This window comes from Sutcliffiella tianshenii (genome assembly GCF_016908565.1).
Lineage (GTDB): Bacteria > Bacillota > Bacilli > Bacillales > Bacillaceae_I > Sutcliffiella_A > Sutcliffiella_A tianshenii.
This window is the reverse complement of sequence record NZ_JAFBED010000002.1, coordinates 320,176-336,614: the sequence shown is the minus strand read 5'-3', so window position 1 is coordinate 336,614 and position 16,439 is coordinate 320,176. Positions and strand designations below refer to the sequence as shown.

15 protein-coding genes and 1 pseudogene are annotated in these 16,439 nt (G+C 42.2%); 10 read left to right on the top strand and 6 right to left on the bottom strand.

Translation table 11 applies throughout. The annotated features are described in order from the left end of the window. Positions 1-91: 91 nt before the first annotated feature. The gene (locus JOC95_RS05205; protein ID WP_204414725.1) at positions 92-280 is read right to left on the bottom strand and encodes a hypothetical protein; all 189 of its coding nucleotides are present in this window, start codon (positions 278-280) and stop codon (positions 92-94) included. A gap of 367 nt (positions 281-647) precedes the next feature. On the opposite strand from JOC95_RS05205, the gene JOC95_RS05200 reads away from it, so the two are divergent. The 4 genes from JOC95_RS05200 (at position 648) to JOC95_RS05185 (ending at position 3,595) form a co-directional block, all read left to right on the top strand. Further along, on the top strand, positions 648-1,535 hold the full coding sequence (locus tag JOC95_RS05200; protein WP_204414131.1) for a carbon-nitrogen hydrolase family protein: 888 nt from the start codon (positions 648-650) through the stop codon (positions 1,533-1,535). Between the two features lie 11 nt (positions 1,536-1,546). Beyond that, complete coding sequence (locus tag JOC95_RS05195; RefSeq protein ID WP_204414130.1) at positions 1,547-2,215, top strand: GNAT family N-acetyltransferase; 669 nt, start codon at positions 1,547-1,549, stop codon at positions 2,213-2,215. Between the two features lie 20 nt (positions 2,216-2,235). Then, positions 2,236-2,907, top strand: coding sequence for a GNAT family N-acetyltransferase (locus JOC95_RS05190; RefSeq protein WP_204414128.1), 672 nt, complete (start codon positions 2,236-2,238; stop codon positions 2,905-2,907). Positions 2,908-3,157: 250 nt separating this feature from the next. After that, positions 3,158-3,595, top strand: a complete 438-nt coding sequence (locus tag JOC95_RS05185) for an SRPBCC family protein (protein WP_204414126.1) — start codon at positions 3,158-3,160, stop codon at positions 3,593-3,595. Between the two features lie 62 nt (positions 3,596-3,657). Here the strand turns inward: JOC95_RS05185 and JOC95_RS05180 are convergent, their stop codons facing one another. Beyond that, positions 3,658-4,188 (bottom strand): YceI family protein, encoded by a 531-nt coding sequence (locus JOC95_RS05180; protein ID WP_204414124.1) that lies wholly within the window; start codon positions 4,186-4,188, stop codon positions 3,658-3,660. 184 nt (positions 4,189-4,372) lie between these two features. On the opposite strand from JOC95_RS05180, the gene JOC95_RS05175 reads away from it, so the two are divergent. Then, on the top strand, positions 4,373-5,170 hold the full coding sequence (locus JOC95_RS05175) for a S1C family serine protease (protein WP_204414122.1): 798 nt from the start codon (positions 4,373-4,375) through the stop codon (positions 5,168-5,170). Between the two features lie 42 nt (positions 5,171-5,212). Continuing rightward, entirely contained in the window at positions 5,213-7,801 is a 2,589-nt protein-coding gene (locus JOC95_RS05170; protein WP_204414120.1) for a helicase-related protein, read from the top strand. A gap of 59 nt (positions 7,802-7,860) precedes the next feature. On the opposite strand, the gene lsrB is transcribed toward JOC95_RS05170, so the two are convergent. The 4 genes and pseudogenes from lsrB to JOC95_RS05150 form a co-directional block, all read right to left on the bottom strand. Continuing rightward, positions 7,861-8,901, bottom strand: coding sequence for an autoinducer 2 ABC transporter substrate-binding protein LsrB (gene lsrB, locus JOC95_RS05165; RefSeq protein WP_204414118.1), 1,041 nt, complete (start codon positions 8,899-8,901; stop codon positions 7,861-7,863). A gap of 12 nt (positions 8,902-8,913) precedes the next feature. Then, positions 8,914-9,876 carry an ABC transporter permease gene (locus tag JOC95_RS05160; RefSeq protein WP_204414116.1) on the bottom strand — a complete coding sequence of 321 codons (963 nt, stop codon included), beginning with the start codon at positions 9,874-9,876 and terminating at the stop codon, positions 8,914-8,916. Positions 9,877-10,018: 142 nt separating this feature from the next. After that, positions 10,019-10,942 (bottom strand): annotated as a pseudogene (locus JOC95_RS05155) (ABC transporter permease subunit); the annotation flags it as partial. Further along, the gene (locus tag JOC95_RS05150; protein WP_204414112.1) at positions 10,939-12,447 is read right to left on the bottom strand and encodes a sugar ABC transporter ATP-binding protein; all 1,509 of its coding nucleotides are present in this window, start codon (positions 12,445-12,447) and stop codon (positions 10,939-10,941) included. The gene JOC95_RS05150 and the pseudogene JOC95_RS05155, both read right to left, overlap by 4 nt. Positions 12,448-12,708: 261 nt before the next feature. Here JOC95_RS05150 and JOC95_RS05145 point away from each other — a divergent pair, with 261 nt between their 5' ends. Genes JOC95_RS05145 through lsrF form a run of 4 tightly spaced genes read left to right on the top strand, consistent with a single transcriptional unit; the run spans position 12,709 to position 16,403 of the window. Continuing rightward, positions 12,709-13,653 (top strand): sugar-binding transcriptional regulator, encoded by a 945-nt coding sequence (locus JOC95_RS05145; protein WP_204414110.1) that lies wholly within the window; start codon positions 12,709-12,711, stop codon positions 13,651-13,653. 1 nt (position 13,654) lies between these two features. Further along, entirely contained in the window at positions 13,655-15,214 is a 1,560-nt protein-coding gene (lsrK, locus tag JOC95_RS05140; protein WP_204414108.1) for an autoinducer-2 kinase, read from the top strand. Positions 15,215-15,238: 24 nt separating this feature from the next. After that, a complete protein-coding gene (locus JOC95_RS05135) occupies positions 15,239-15,592 on the top strand; it encodes a cupin domain-containing protein (RefSeq protein WP_204414106.1) in 354 nt (117 codons plus the stop codon). Positions 15,593-15,614: 22 nt separating this feature from the next. Further along, positions 15,615-16,403: a 3-hydroxy-5-phosphonooxypentane-2,4-dione thiolase gene (lsrF, locus tag JOC95_RS05130; protein ID WP_204414104.1), complete on the top strand. Its 789-nt coding sequence runs from the start codon at positions 15,615-15,617 to the stop codon at positions 16,401-16,403. Positions 16,404-16,439: the final 36 nt, after the last annotated feature.

Below are 16,439 nucleotides of genomic sequence, written 5' to 3'. Positions count from 1 at the left end.
AAGTCAAAGCTTGACAATAAGGAGGGCTTTTTTACTTGAAAATATTGAAAAAGAAGAAGCAGCTAGTACATCTCCTTGTTCATCATAATACCTATATATTTAAATATAATGCAATTCCTCCTAAAAGCACCACTGCAAGTCCTACATATATCCATGTTAAGCGGAATATGTTTCCTTTGGTTGATCCACTGTAGTTTTCATCATTCTTCCCTGCCAAAGCAAGTGTGACAAACAGGGATGCAACCCCAATGATTATTACAAGTATTATTGCAATCTTCATTTTTCCACCTCTTTTGATTATCTTTCAAGTTCTTTAAGGATTAGTAACAATCCTTTGGACAAAGTAGATAAGTACAATTTTGTACTTTTACCCAATATATTATATCCTCGCATCAGATTCCTGTCACCGTAAGAGTTTCATAATGAATCGTTTTAGTAACCATAGCAAAAGAAACCATAGTTTTTTTGTCCAGATTCCATTTTTGATATGGCCGACTACCCAATCAGTATACTTTTATACACTATGTATATTTAATGTGCGTACTTGTTAATTTATAAATAATAATTAATAATATCATTTGAAACATCATAACTTACTACAAAAAATGAATTTTATCATATAAATGATGCTAGAGAGGGGATACGATATGAAATTAAGAGTATCAGCGGTTCAATATCAATTGAAGACAATCAGATCTTTTCAGGAATTTGAAGATCAGGTGCGTCATTATGTTAAGACAGCTCAGGAATATAATGCTGATTTTGTCTTATTTCCTGAATTTTTCACCACACAATTAATGTCGATAGGTGATGAAAGCGGAAATGCGTTAACCATTGGGGATCTGCCAGGTTTTACAGAATCCTATCGAAATTTGTTTATTGACTTGGCTACAGAATATGAGCTTCATATCATTGGTGGTACCCATGTGGTCAGAAAAAATGGTAAACTTTACAATGTAGCCCATCTATTTTATCCGGATGGAAGAGTAGTAGAACAAGCAAAGCTCCATATGACACCAACTGAAGTAAAAGAATGGAATATGTCACCTGGCGAAGGGTTGGAGGTGTTCGATACAGACAAAGGGACCATTGCGATGTTAACCTGCTATGATATAGAGTTTCCTGAGATAGTCCGAATGGCTAAGGCTAAAGGTGCAGATATTATATTCTGTCCATCCTGTACGGATGATCAGCATGGATTCCATCGAGTTCGCTATTCCAGCCATGCACGCACCATCGAAAATCAGGTATATGTCGTCACAACTGGTACAGTAGGTTCACTCCCGTCAGTAGATTTCATGAGAGCAAATTATGGCCAAGCTGCAGTCATCACACCGAATGATATTCCATTTCCCCCTAAAGGATTACTAGTCGAAGGAGAAATCAATCAGGATATGATTGTCACTGCAGACCTGGATTTGGAACTACTCTACCAGGTTCGTGAAGAGGGCTCCGTCACCACTTGGAGAGACCGCCGTACCGACCTTTATCCTGATTGGGAAAATAATAAGAAAAATTTAGCCTTATCTTTATAGGAGGGATATTGTTGTATCGAAAAGAGTTTTTTGTCTTTGATCAAGATAAACCAGTAAAGGCCATTATTCGAAACTACGAAGAGAAGGACTTTTCCAATCTGATTCGCGTCCAGCAGGAAAGTTTTCCACCACCCTTCCCATCCGATTTGTGGTGGAACAGGGAACAGCTTCGAAATCATATCACTTTGTTTCCAGAAGGAGCATTATGTGTGGAAATAGATGGTAACATTGCAGGATCAATGACAGGACTACTTGTAGATTATGACCCTGACAGCCCTGATCATACGTGGGAAGAGATAACAGACAATGGCTATATCCGCACTCATAATCCGGATGGAAACACCGTATATGTTGTAGATATCAGTGTCAGTCCAGCCTATCGAAAACTGGGTCTTGGAAAATGGCTCATGCTTTCCATGTATGAAGTCGTGATTCAACTAGGTGTGGATCGCTTACTAGGTGGCGGTAGAATGCCTGGTTATCATAAACACGCTGATGAAATGTCAGCACAACAATATCTAGATGCAGTAATAAAGGGAGAAGTAAAAGATCCTGTCATTACTTTCCTATTGCGTTGTGGCCGCTCACCAGTGAGGGTTGTAGAAAACTACCTTGAAGATGAAGATTCCCACAATTATGGAGCATTAATGGAATGGAAAAACCCTTTTAAAAAATTTTGAGTGTTGGGAGTAGAGAGAACATGGAGTACATTAGAATAACCAGTATTGAAGATCCTTTATTTAAACAGATGCATCAGTTAATGCAGCAGGTGTTTCCTGGTGAAGAGGTATTGGATTTTGATCTATGGAAGGAACCGCTGGAGGACCCTGGAATCCGGGTATTTGTCGCAGTGGAAAATAACCAAGTAATTGGAGCTACAGAATACCGTTATTATGAGGATTTCAACGTAGCTATGACCGATTTTACAATTATCGGAAAAGACGGACTTGGGATCGGGGCATTTTTAGCCCACAATCGTGCGCAGGATTTACATGCATTAGCAAAAAACAATGGAAAGGACCTCCGTGGCATGTTTGCGGAAATATACGACCCATACAAGGTGGACTCCTATGAATTTGGAGGGGTTAAATCCATGAACCCTTATGTACGGAGAGAGGTATTATCTCACCTTGGCTATAGGCGGTTGGACTTCACTTACGTTCATCCTTCATGGAACAATGATGGAGAGGCTGTCGAAGGACTAGATCTGTGTTTCTTGCCTATGGCTGCAAACAAGGAAACATTGGAAGCGGATTTAATTATGGCATTTCTAAAACGTTACTATACTGTATTACCAAATAAGCCAGAGGCATGGTTACAAATGATCGAGAAATTGGAGAATGCAGAAACCATTAAGTTGAAGGCAATCTGATATGAATAATCGAGTAGGAGGGGGGACTTCTCCCCGACCTCTCACACCACCATACGTCCCGTTTGGTAAAAGGCGGTCCAATTAAATATGACATAGAATTGGATATCTTGCATATAGACTTATGAGCCCTTGGGAACTTCAATAGGAGGTCCCAAGGGTTTTGTGTTTCGCCGAACTGAATCATTCGATTAATGACAAGCATTCTATATTATGTCATCATATAGTAAAGAGATATTAGGAGGGTTCATTAATGGTCGATGTAATAACTAATATTGATATTCATGCTCCATTGAATAAAGTTGCAGACTATGCATCCAACCCAGACAATGCTCCAACATGGTATGACAATATTAAGTCTGTGGAGTGGAAATCTCCAAAGCCCTTGACAATAGGATCTTTGGTAGCATTTAGAGCGAAATTTCTAGGTAGGGAGCTTTCATACATATATGAAATAGTAGAGTTTACTAGAGGAGAAAAGCTGGTTATGAGAACATCAGAGGGTCCATTCCCGATGGAGACAACCTATACATGGGAAACAATAGGTGCAGATTTAACCTCAATGACTTTGCGTAATAGAGGAGTACCTTCAGGTTTTTCCAAACTCCTGGCACCTTTTATGGCTACTATGATGAGAAAAGCCAATAATAAAGATTTAAAAAAAATCAAAACACTTTTAGAAAAAGAGTAAAAATATAAAAAAGGGATAGAATAAGCAGCATTTTGCAGCATATACTATCCCTTGTCTTTTAATTAGCCTTTGGCAGCTTGAAGTTGAAGCTCCACTTTAATCTGGTCACCGACAAGCACGCCGCCTGCTTCCAAAGGAGCGTTCCATGTCAGGCCATAATCACTACGTTTGATTTTGCCTGAAACAGCAAATCCTGCTTTTTCATTTCCCCAAGGATCTAATCCAGTTCCTTCAAAAGTAACAGCAAAGGTTTCTGCCTTTGTTGTACCGCGAAGCGTCAAATCACCTGTAATGTTGTATTCATTGTCATCTGTTTTTTCAATGACTGTTGATTTAAAAGTCATCTTCGGGTGATTTTCCACATCAAAGAAGTCTGCTGAACGCAAGTGGGCGTCACGGTCTCCGTTGCGAGTATCAATGCTTGATACGTCAATCGTGAATTCGATATCAGCTGTAGTCAAATCTGTTGGGTCGGCAACAATGGTCGCATCAAAATCCTGAAACCCACCTTTAACTGTCGCGAACATCATATGTTTTACTGAAAAATCCACTGTGCTGTGTGCTTTGTCTACATTCCAATTAGTTTTTGCCATTATTAATTCCTCCTAATTTCCCTCGGTTTAAATTATCTTTAATTCAAGATTTATAACTTCAAGATAAATTATATGCGCTGCTAGAGATATTGTCAACAATGTTTTTCCTTAATTTAACTTCATAAAAAGTGTATAGTTAATATATTGTCCTTGATATAGATTTTAAGTGATAGCAGGTGATCAGATGAAAAGAGAGGAAGAGGAAGGCATAGAGAGAAATCAGGATTCCGAGGAACCGCCCCTGGAAGATTTTTTTGTGAATGAAGATGATAGCCTTAGAAAAGAAGAGGCGGTCAAGAAAAGGAAAAAACGGGTTAAACTTTTAAGCATGGTCATAATCCTTGCTTTGTCCGTGAATGTCTGGGGAATTTTCCCGGAGCTATTCAACCTCCCATCCATACAATTTTTATTAAAATCTAAGGAATTATCAAATGATAAAAAGATAGAAGAATGGAAAAAGGCTGTCGTTACGATAAATGGGAATGGAAGAAAAGGCACAGGTTTCAATATTGATCCATCCGGAAAGATCGTTACAAATTCTCATGTTGTCGATGAGATGGCTTCCATTAGGGTGAGTTTCCCTGATGGTCAAATCTTTTCCGCAAATGTTATCTCGGATAATCCAGATTTTGATTTCGCACTACTGGAAATAGACGGTGAAGCTTTGCCTAGTTTAGATTTAAATCGTGCAACAGATCAGGAAGAGGCCGGAAAACAGATTTATATCATCGGTAACCCACTTTCCCATTCTAATATTGTCATGGAAGGGGAGACTGCAGGGATATACGAAGGCAACCTTCAAATACCGGTCCTGCTCCTGGACGCTCCCATACATTCCGGCAATAGCGGGAGTCCGGTCATAAATGAGAATGGTAAAGTGATCGGAGTCGTATATGCAACCATAGACCAAATAAAGGATAATCAAAGATTCGGACTGGCAATTCCGATTAAGAACATCATCCAAGAACTTGACTTAGACTAACATACAGTCTCTGAATTACTTGGGCAAGAAAGGAGACTTACATTGAATCAATTAAATATTTTGTATCCGATTGCGGTAGATCAGACAAAGTTTAAAATTCAGGAAGACATTCTTCATTTTTTGGAGACGAAAGAAGAAATGCCGACATTCCAGGAGTATCTTGAAGAAAGAGGCAATTATATTCAGCAGATATGGATCAATGTCTGGTTGAATAAAGTGACAAACGATGTAGCGAGAAAAGAAAAGAAAGCATATTTAAGCGAGCGCGGCTATGAGGTGGAAGGGGTAGACAGAAAGCTCATTAATCAGTTGTTTCGCAATGAAATGCGGGAGTATCAGCCATTTGCAGCTCTGGATTGGTTGAAAAATATGGAAAAAGAAAACCCCCTTGCTTGGGAAGAGCAATATAGAAAGGCAAGGATCCTTTTTGAAAAGAGGATAAAAGAAAAGCGCGAACAGGCTGAACGTGAAGAAGTTGTCACCGCTTTGGAACTTCAAGCCCATAAAATAGTGGAAAATAGCCAGCAGGAATACTACCTGATTGTAAGGAATTTTGTAGCCGATAAGCTTGATACAGATTTACATGAAGCGGTTAAGTTTGAAGAGGTTGATACTTTTAGGCTTGAAGAGCTGTTATTGGAGGCAGGATCCTTCAACCCCGAGGATTATTCCACAGTCGCTTCCTTTTTAACGGAACTGACCGGAGCTGTACACAAGACCTACCATTATGGGGAACGCCATTTCGAATATGAAACATATTATTTTAAATATGAAAAGAGAATTACGGATTTCCTGTTCGGGGTAATACCTGAAAAGATCTTGAAAGAAATGGATCCAGCTCTGTTATATAGATACGAAGATGTAGTAGGCGAAAGGGTAAATCCTTCAAAGATCAGAAAATTATTGGCCAATGCCCTTCACTTAATCATTCATAGCTATATGGAAGAGATTCAAGAGGAGTATGTAAGCGACTTGTTGGAACTAGTGCCGATTCCTTACGAAAAGTCAGTTCATCAGAGAATATATGAAGAGGACGTCAAAGAACGCGTGAAAAGAAAGGCCGCGGAACTTGCGGAGATCGAACGGAAGAAGCAAGAGGAAGAAAGGATGCTCGACGATATTTTCGGCAGGGAGTATATCCCATCAGCAGGCAGGGATATACGTTATATCCTACACGTCGGTGAAACAAATACAGGGAAAACATACCAGGCACTACAAAGGATGCAGGAAGCTGAAAGTGGCTTATACCTAGCACCGCTCCGTCTCTTGGCACTTGAAGTTTATGATGTGTTAAATGCAGGTGGTATACCATGTACACTGAAAACAGGCGAAGAGGAAAAAATTGAACCCGGCGCCAAACACATATCCTCGACAGTGGAAATGTTTTATGAAAAGGATTTCTATGAAGTAGTAGTCATTGATGAGGCACAGATGATTGCCGATAAGGACAGAGGCTTCTCCTGGTATAAGGCCATTACCAAAGCAAATGCCAAAGAGGTTCATATCATTGGCAGCTATAACATGCAGGCAATGATTCTTCAGCTTTTAGGAGATGCAGACGTGGAAGTGCATCGTTATAAGCGGGATACACCGCTTCAGGTGGAGTCTAGAATGTTCACGCTATCTGATGCTAAAAAAGGTGATGCACTAGTTTGCTTCTCAAGGAAAAAAGTGCTCGAAACCGCGTCCTCCCTTCAACAAAGAGGCTATTCAGTCAGTATGATTTACGGAAGCATGCCTCCTGAAACAAGGAAAAAGCAGATGCAAGATTTTATAAACGGGAAAACGAGCATCATCATTGCTACCGATGCAATCGGAATGGGACTGAACCTGCCCATCAGAAGAATTGTATTTCTTCAAAACGAAAAATTCGATGGTACAAGAAGAAGGCGCCTTACTTCCCAGGAAGTGAAACAGATAGCAGGAAGGGCAGGACGAAAGGGCATATACAACATCGGGAAAGTGGCCTTTACAGGTGATATTCCCGCAATGGCTCAGCTTCTTGAGAAAAAAGATCAGGAAGTTCATACCTTTGCCATCGCTCCCACCAGTTCCGTTTTAGAAAGATTCCAGAAATATTCAAGAAGGCTTGGGACATTCTTTGAATTATGGGAGAAATTCGAAAGCCCGGAAGGAACGGAAAAAGCATCGCTATCCGAAGAACAATATTTATATGAGACAATTAAAGATACGGTAATTGAAGCACGTCTTTCAGCAGGCGACCTGTATGGGTTTTTGCATCTTCCATTTTCTACGAAAGAACAGGTGCTTGTGGGCCAGTGGCAGGACACCATGTTCGCAATCGTAAATGGAACAGAACTTCCGGAACCTTATATGAGAAAAGGCAGCCTTGAGGACGGGGAACTCTCCTACAAAGCTGTCGGCCTTCATCTTTTGTTTTTGTATCGACTTGACAGAAGGACAGAAGCCACCTACTGGGAGCGCATTCGTGAAAGCTTCAGCGACGAAGTTCATGAAAGGTTAAAAACGGACGTTAAAACAATTACCAAGCAATGCAGGAATTGCGGCGAGAGGCTGGCCCATGACTTTAAATACGGTGTATGTGATCGTTGCCATTTCTCTAAAATGCGCCGAAAACATAAAAACCTCAATAACAATCGCCATAAATAATCAAATTAATAAAGGACGGCTGCGATTACCAATCGCTCACCGTCCTTTTTAGTTATAATTTAGAAATCATAATCATCGATATTTTCCTTCGTGAATACAACACGCTCAGGAAGTAGAATGATTCCGCTATCTTCCGCTTCATAATCATATCCCTGGATGGAGTTCGGTTCAATTTTCACTTTTCCGATATCCGGAACTTCAAACTCGTCTCCAACCTTCAACTCTTTTCCTTCCACTGTCATGAGGTAGGCAACATATGCCGCTAATGCACCTTGCTTTTTCACATCCCATAGACCGAATTGCTTGACCGTGTCACGCTTCACATAATCTCTCATTACATTTGGTGTAGAGAACCCTGTAATCACTACCTCGCCGTCCTTGCCCAAATTCTCTGCCGCCTGAGCCATCGCCGGCAAGGCAGTTGCGTCTGGACAGATGATTGCATCTATATCCTGGTAGGTTTGAAGGATGCTTTCACCAACTGACAATGATTTTTGGGCATCATTTTCTCCAAACTGGGTTGTCACGATTTCCCAACCAGGATAGTCTGCAGCAATGATTTCCTTCGCTTTCGTCACCCATTGATTTTGGTCGGTTACCGTTGGGCTGGAATAGAAGAATGCCACTTTACCCGTATCACCGATCTGGTCAGATGTCATTTTTATCAATAATTCTGCCAGCTGTTCCGGTGTTCCCTGGTTGATGTAGAAGGAGCGATCCTCTGGATTCACATCGGAATCCCATGTCAAGATTTTTACGCCTTTATCCTTTGCACGCTTTAATGCCTGGCTAAGACCGTCAACAGATACGGAGGAAATCATGAGGGCATCATAGCCTTGATTTACGAAGTTGTTGATATATTGAACCTGGCCGGCAACCGTCGCTTCACTTGGACCATCATATTTCAATTCCACTTCCAAGGAATCTGCCATTTCTTTTGCCCCTTGACCACCGGATGTGAAGAATCCCACTCCTGTAAGTTTAGGTATGAACGCAAGCTTGACATCATCTTTGCTTTTTTCCCCACTATTACATGCCATCAGAAAGCTGCCTAAAACTAGGATAAGAATAAATATACCGACTAATTTAACTCTCGACATGTGATATCCCCCTTATTTCTTATCTGGAAGTTGTTTATCTTTACTGAAGTGATCCAAAAGTTGAGACAGAGAATGCCAATTGGAGTACTTTAAAATTACTGCAAGAATCAGGATAGTCCCTATCACGACACTGATGTAAGAACTGGAAAGTCCCAGCATCTGAAGGCCATATTGCATGATCCCGATGAAAATACAGGCAATCGCTGTCCCAAGAATACTCCCTTTCCCACCAAAAATGCTTGTTCCCCCTAAAACTACCGCCGTAATGACCGGAAGCACCGCTTCGGATCCAAGATCGGATCTGGCGGAACTGAAATAGGACGTTAAAATGATTCCCCCGATACCACCTCCAAGGCCGGATAGCATATAAGTACTCATGACCGTCCATTTGATAGGAATGCCACTATATCGTGAAGCTTTTATATTGATCCCCACCAGGAACACGTTTCTTCCATAACGTGTGTAATGGAGTAGAATCCCGAAGAATATAACACTTCCAATAATCAGCAGGATCGGATTCGGCAAGCCGAGGAACTGACCGTTTGCGATTTCCACAAAGTAGGATGGGAAACCGCTGATGCCTTCGTAACCTGAAGCACTCGAGCCGCCAGAGATAACTAGGCCTATACCTGAAAACAGGAACATACCCCCTAATGTTACTACCAAGGGCTGGACATTGGAAAAGGCTACTAAACTTCCATTAATCCCTCCTGCGAATACCGCAATTAGAAGAGCCAGCAAGAGGGCAATCCAGATGGAGACCCCATTCATCCAGAGAACACCAAGGACAATGGAGGTAAGACCCATGATGGAACCGATCGAAACATCGATGCCACCAGTTATGATGACAAATGTCAATGGAATGGCTGCAAGTGCAATATAAGCAAAATCATTCATGCTATAAAGAAGGTTATTAAATTGCAGGAATCCTGGAGAGAGCAATCCGAATACGAAACACTCAAAAAGTATAAGCATAAGAAGGATGCCCTCCCACTTAAGGAAGGTCTTTAAGCTCTTTTTCAGAATCACCACCTCCTTTAAATAGGGGTTTGTCTGTGAATCTCCTATTTAGCTCCCGCTTTTTCAAGCTTTGAGTCTTTATGATAGATTGAAATTTCGAGTCGCCAACAACAATCAATAATAGCAACAAGCCAAAGATAGCATTGTTCCAGTATGCTGGGATTTTTAAATAGATCAATGAATTTGTAATGGTAGTCATAAACAGTGCACCAAGCCCCGCACCAATAACGGTCCCAGATCCACCGGTTAAACTGACGCCTCCTAGAACGGCAGCTGCTATAACCTGCAGCTCAATACCAGTCCCTGTTTGATTGGGGACGAATCCGATATTCATGACAAATATCAGACCTGCTATAGCAGCAGACACTCCGGAAAGGATGAATGATAATACGGTTACCCGCTTCACTGGTATACCTACCAGACTTGCACCATCCCTGTTATCACCGACGGCAAAAAAGTAACGCCCAAATCGAGACTTGGTAAGCCAGAAATGCGCCAGCACTAACAAAAGGAGGACAACCCAGACGGAAAGGTTTATTCCAATCAGCTTTATATTCGCGAGCTTTTTATAATAATTCGGGATATTTTCTATCCACATGCCTTTAGTGTAAATCAGCATGATCCCCCTGATTACACCCAGCATTCCCAGTGTCATGATGATCGATGGAACCTTTAGGTAGGAAACCCCGATGCCGTTGAACAATCCAACAAGACCACCAACCAAAAGGACAACAGGGATAGCAATCCAAATCTCAACACCAGAAGTCAGTAGCACCCCGCAGACCGCAGCCGACAATCCCATGATGGATCCTACCGATACATCAATATTTGAAGTGAATAGCACAAAAGACTGACCAATTGCCAAAACCAGCAGGATGACACTTGCTTTTATCAGCAGCGAGAAAGAGTTCCCGGAGAAGAAATCGGCATTGATGCTGCTTATAAAGAGAATGTAAGCAAACAATAGCAATACTATCGAAAGTTCGCGGGCCTTGAGCAATCGGAAGAATAGGTGGTTCATCTGACGATCACCTCATTATCTACCCCAAACGCATAAGCAGCAATTGTATCAGGGGAAATCTCGTCTTTTTGAAGGGTTTTCACAAGCTTACCTTCATATAGGATGATGACTCTATCGCTAAGACTGACAATTTCTTCGATATCAGAAGAAATGAGAAGAACCGCCAGTCCCCGCTGACGCAATTGATGAATGATCTGATAGATATCTTCCCTTGCATTGGCATCAATGCCACGGGTTGGTTCATCTAATATGATTACTTTTGGATCGGCAGCAAGACACCTGGAAAGCACCACCTTTTGTTGATTTCCACCCGAAAGATCCTCCAAATTCTGAAGGGGGGAGGTGGCTTTTATTTTGAATTTTGATACATATTCCGACGCAAGGGAGCTTTCTGAAGCAAATGGCAATAATACTTTACTGAGGCGATGAAGGATGGTGGAGGATATATTGCTTTGAATGGAAGTAAGTGAGAAAATACCATGTTTATGTCTATCCTCTGGTACATAGATCAAACCTTTATCAATCCTATTCCTGATATTGATAGCACTGATTTCCTCCCCGCTGAAATGGATTGTTCCATCTATCGGTTTTGATATCCCGGCAATTGATTCAGCAAGCTCTGTCCTTCCTGCGCCAACCACCCCGGCAATTCCCAATATTTCTCCGGAGGAAAGAGAAAGTGATACATCCTCGAAGCCTCGCCCTGTCAGGTTTGCAATCTGTAAGATAGTGGATTTCTCTTTCTCATGTGAATTCTGATGGAATTGGTCCGTGCATGAAGAGACTTCCGCATTTTCTGGCAATAGGCTGACTAAAAGCTTTTCATAGTTAAATTCTTTGACATGGCCTTGAGCTGAAATGACACCATCCCGCAAGACTGAAATTTTATCTGCCATCCTGAAGATTTCTCCAAAACGATGGGTGATGTAAAACAAACCCATTCCTTCGCATTTCAACTGATTAATAGTACTGAATAGGGAGTCTATTTCACCAAAGGTAAGAGTGGAGGTAGGTTCATCTAAAATCAATATGTCCGCCTCCCGGACAAGCCCCCGGATGATCTCCACCAACTGTTTTTCCGCAATGGATAAAGACAGTCCTGTTTCATGCAGACTCAACTTCCATCCAAGTCTTGATATTAGATTTTTGACTTTATTCTGCAAGGTGGTCTTTTTACCCGGAATACCTATGAGTATATTTTCTTCCACTGTCATATTAGGGAAAATAAGCGGTTCTTGCGGCACAAGGTAGATTCCGTGTTGATGTGCTTCGTGAGTGGAAGAGAATTGTACCTTTTTCCCCTTGATCTTCATCACACCACTATCAGCTTTATATAAACCGGTAATAATCTTCATCAAAGTGGACTTGCCTGCTCCATTTCCACCGACTATGGCATGGATCTCCCCACTGTCCAGTGATAGAGAAACATCCTTTAGTACCGGATTTCCCGAAAAGCGCTTGGATATTTCTTCTACTTGCAGTAGGGGAATGGAATTTGCCGTCATTTTTTCCTTCACCACCTTCATGGGGTTCAAATGATTTAAGCGCTTTCAATTGAACATATAAATTTGCTGCAATAATATGTTCACCTGTCTTTGGATGCTTGTTAATTATTTACACAGCAGGGATATCAATTATTCCACCATCTGCATTATTTTTTCCTAAAGATCAATTTCAGTTCTTTTATAAAATCAGGCTGGATATATTGTTCATGAAGCAAGAACATAAATTTACATGTCGCACATTTGTTGAGGAGTGTACAGCAGATGATACAGGATAAGTTTACAGAAAACCTTCTAATAAAAGTTGCTTGGTACTACTATAAGGACAATATGACCCAGAATGAAATTGCTGAACTTCTTGAAGTCTCACGTACCAAGGTGGTAAGGCTCCTTGAACGGGCGAGGATGGAGGGAGTGGTCCAATTCAATATTAGAGGGATGGGGACGAATTGCTTAGGCATGGAAAAAGAATTCAAAGAAGCTTTTTCACTACCTAACGCTTTTATCATCCCGACCCCGCCTGATATAAGGGACTTGAGTGATAGTCTTTCAAGGGCAGCGGCACAATATATACAACACAAACTCCAGCCGGATGATTTGATAGGGCTTGGATGGGGCAAAGCGGTTTCTCGCACCATAGATTATCTGGCCTTGGACCCGAACTTGAATGTATGTGTCGTCACATTGACAGGAGGGGTCAACTATTATCTCCATAATCGGAGCTCCTCGGATAGAGGGATGGAGAAGTTTCATCATATTTCCATCATTCCGGCACCTTTCCTTGCTTCCTCTGAAGAGATGGCTGAAAGCTTTTTATCTGAGCCTTCCATCAAAGATATTCTGGAGCTTGGCACGCTATCCAAGTACATTCTTGTCGGGATAGGGGGGGTATCCCCTGATGCCACCATCATCCAGGAAGAAAAAATGACACTGAATGAACTTACCTTCATCAAGCAGCGGCATGCAGTCGGTGACATACTGGGGCAATTCTTTGATCGGGATGGAAATGTGATTCCACTGCCACATCATAAAAGGTTGATAGGCTTGGATATTAACAGATTAAAAGAAATGAACAATGTTCTTGCCGTCGCTGGAGGCGACAAAAAGCTTGATGCGATTTATGGCGCTTTGAAAGGCGGCTATATTCATACATTAGTGACAGATGAAACGACTGCAAGGGCTTTGATGAAAATGGAGGTGAATGTGTAGCATGGATTACGTTTTGGCCTTTGATGCCGGTACAGGAAGTATTCGGGCAGTCTTGTTTGATCGCAAAGGACAACAAATAGGTGTGTCGCAAAAAGAGTGGACACACTTGCCTGATGAGGGAGTACCGGGATCGATGAACTTTGATACGGCATCCAATTGGGAACTCGTCATTCATTGCGTCAAGGAAGTATTGCAGGATACAGGAATCCTTCCATCAGACATAAAAGCGGTAAGCGCAACAAGTATGAGGGAAGGTTTTGTCCTATATAACCAGAACGGACAGGAAATCTGGGCATGTGCCAATGTGGATGCCAGAGCAGGCGTTGAGGTATCAGATTTAAAGATGTCGGATGAAAAGATAGAAATGGATTTATATGCCGAGTCCGGACAGACGTTTGCACTTGGAGCGATCCCGCGCCTGTTGTGGTTGAAGAAACATAAACCGGAAATATATGAAGCAACTTCATGTATCACGATGATCAACGATTGGATTCTCTATAAATTGTCAGGCATCCTCCAAGTAGATCCATCCAACGGTTGTACGAGCGGAATCTTTAACCTTGAAAAAAGAGAGTGGCAAAAACAAATAGCGTCGAGGTGTGAAATCAAGGATTCGATCTTCCCGAAGGTTCATGAAGCAGGAACCGTCCTTGGAAAAGTTTCAATAGAAACAGCAGCACTGACTGGACTATGCCCGGAAACCTTGGTTGTTTCAGGTGGAGGCGATGCCCAGATGGCTTCTGTCGGTGTTGGTGCCATTTCGACAAATCAAACGGTCGTCTCCGGCGGATCATTTTGGCAACAGGAGGTGAACGTGGAGAAGCCCTACATGGATCCCAAAGGGCGTCTTCGAGTAAATTGCCACGCGGTCGAAGGACAATGGCAATTAGAGGCCATTGCTTTCTTTCCCGGTCTTGTCATGCGTTGGTTCAGAGATGCCTTTTGCGAGAAGGAAGTCGAAGAGGCCAAAATCACCGGCAGGGATGCTTATGAAATACTGGAAGAGAAAGCTCAGCATGTTCCGGCAGGATCCAATGGAATCATTCCTGTATTCTCCGATGTCATGAATTATGTATCTTGGCGCCATGCAGCACCATCCTTCATTAACCTCAGTATAGATCCCCAAAAGACCGGAAAAATGGAAATGTTCAGATCACTCCAGGAAAACGCAGCACTCATCACTCTAGGAAACTTAAAGCTAATAGAAGAAGTGACAGGTCATTACCCGGAAGAAGTGATATTTGCAGGTGGCGCTTCAAAGGGGAGATTGTGGAGCCAGACCCTTGCGGATGTTCTTGGTGTCCCGGTAAAAGTGCCGGTCATTAAAGAAGCTGCTGCATTGGGCACAGCTTTATATGCGGCGATCGGTGCCGGAATCTATTCATCTATCAAGGAAGCTGCAGATTCAGTTGTCGTTTGGGAGAGGACCTTCCAGCCAAGGATGGGCAATCATCATGAATATCTAAAAATCTATGAGAAATGGCGAAAAGTGTATGAATCACAGCTGAACCTGGCTGATAGGGGTGTAACAACGCATATGTGGAAGGCACCAGGATTATAGAACGAGCGAAAGGAGGGGCAGAAAATGAAAAAGGTGAATGAAAATGATTTTGAGTACCGTTTTGGTGATAACGGCCCCAAATATTTGACAAAAGGTCCAAACGTGGATGTCGGGGTTGTCGTACTGAAGCCGGGTCAGGATTTTCCGAACCATTATCATACAGAATGCGAGGAGATCTTCTACATTTTGGAGGGGGAGATTGATTTTTATATTAATAGTGAAAGGGTGGAAGCGAAACCGGGAGATATGATTCAATGCAGTCCCGGAGACTCCCATTATCTTATCAATCAATCAAGCAGTCTTTTTAAAGCTGTCTTTATCAAGTCACCACATATAGGAAAGAATGACTCGATTGTCATCGATAGACCACAAATATAAAAGATAGAAGGAGTGAAGTGAAATGACATGGGGATTTAAAAACCGGCTAAATAAAATACTTCCAAACGGAAGGGCGGTTATGCTTGCGATCGATCATGGTTACTTTCTCGGACCGATAACAGGTCTGGAAAAACCCGGGGAAACAGTTAAGGATCTACTTCCATATACGGATTCGCTATACTTAACCAGAGGAACGCTTGCCGCCTGCATACCGGAGGATACGGAAAAACCGATGGTGCTCAGAGTTTCCGGGGGACCTACCGTGTTAAATGACCTTTCCAACGAAACGATAGTCACCTCCATGAAAGAGGCCGTCCGCCACAATGTAGTGGGAGTGGGAGTGTCTGTTTTTGTAGGGTCGAAATACGAAACCCAGACGATCACCAATCTTGCTCATGTAGTAAGTGAAGCGCATGATTTTGGTCTCCCAGTGCTAGGGATAACGGCAGTAGGGAAGGAGCTAGAGAAAAGGGATACAAGATTTCTCGCACTTGCCTCCAGGGTTACGGCTGAAATGGGAGCGGATATCGTAAAAACCTATTACTGCGAAAATTTCGAGCAGGTTACCAGTAAATGTCCTGTGCCCATTGTCATAGCAGGAGGGCCAAAGTTCGATACAATAAAGGAAGCGCTGGAAATCACTTACAATGCCATGAGGCAGGGAGCTGCGGGAGTGGATATGGGACGGAACATCTGGCAATCCGAGCAGCCCGAAGCGATGATTAAGGCCATCCATGCAATCGTCAAAAAGAATTATAATGTCAAGGAAGCGTTGGAGCTTTATGAAACAACTGCAAAGGTGAAGGCATAATCCTGAGGATGTGACTTAGTATTATAAGCTTCTTCC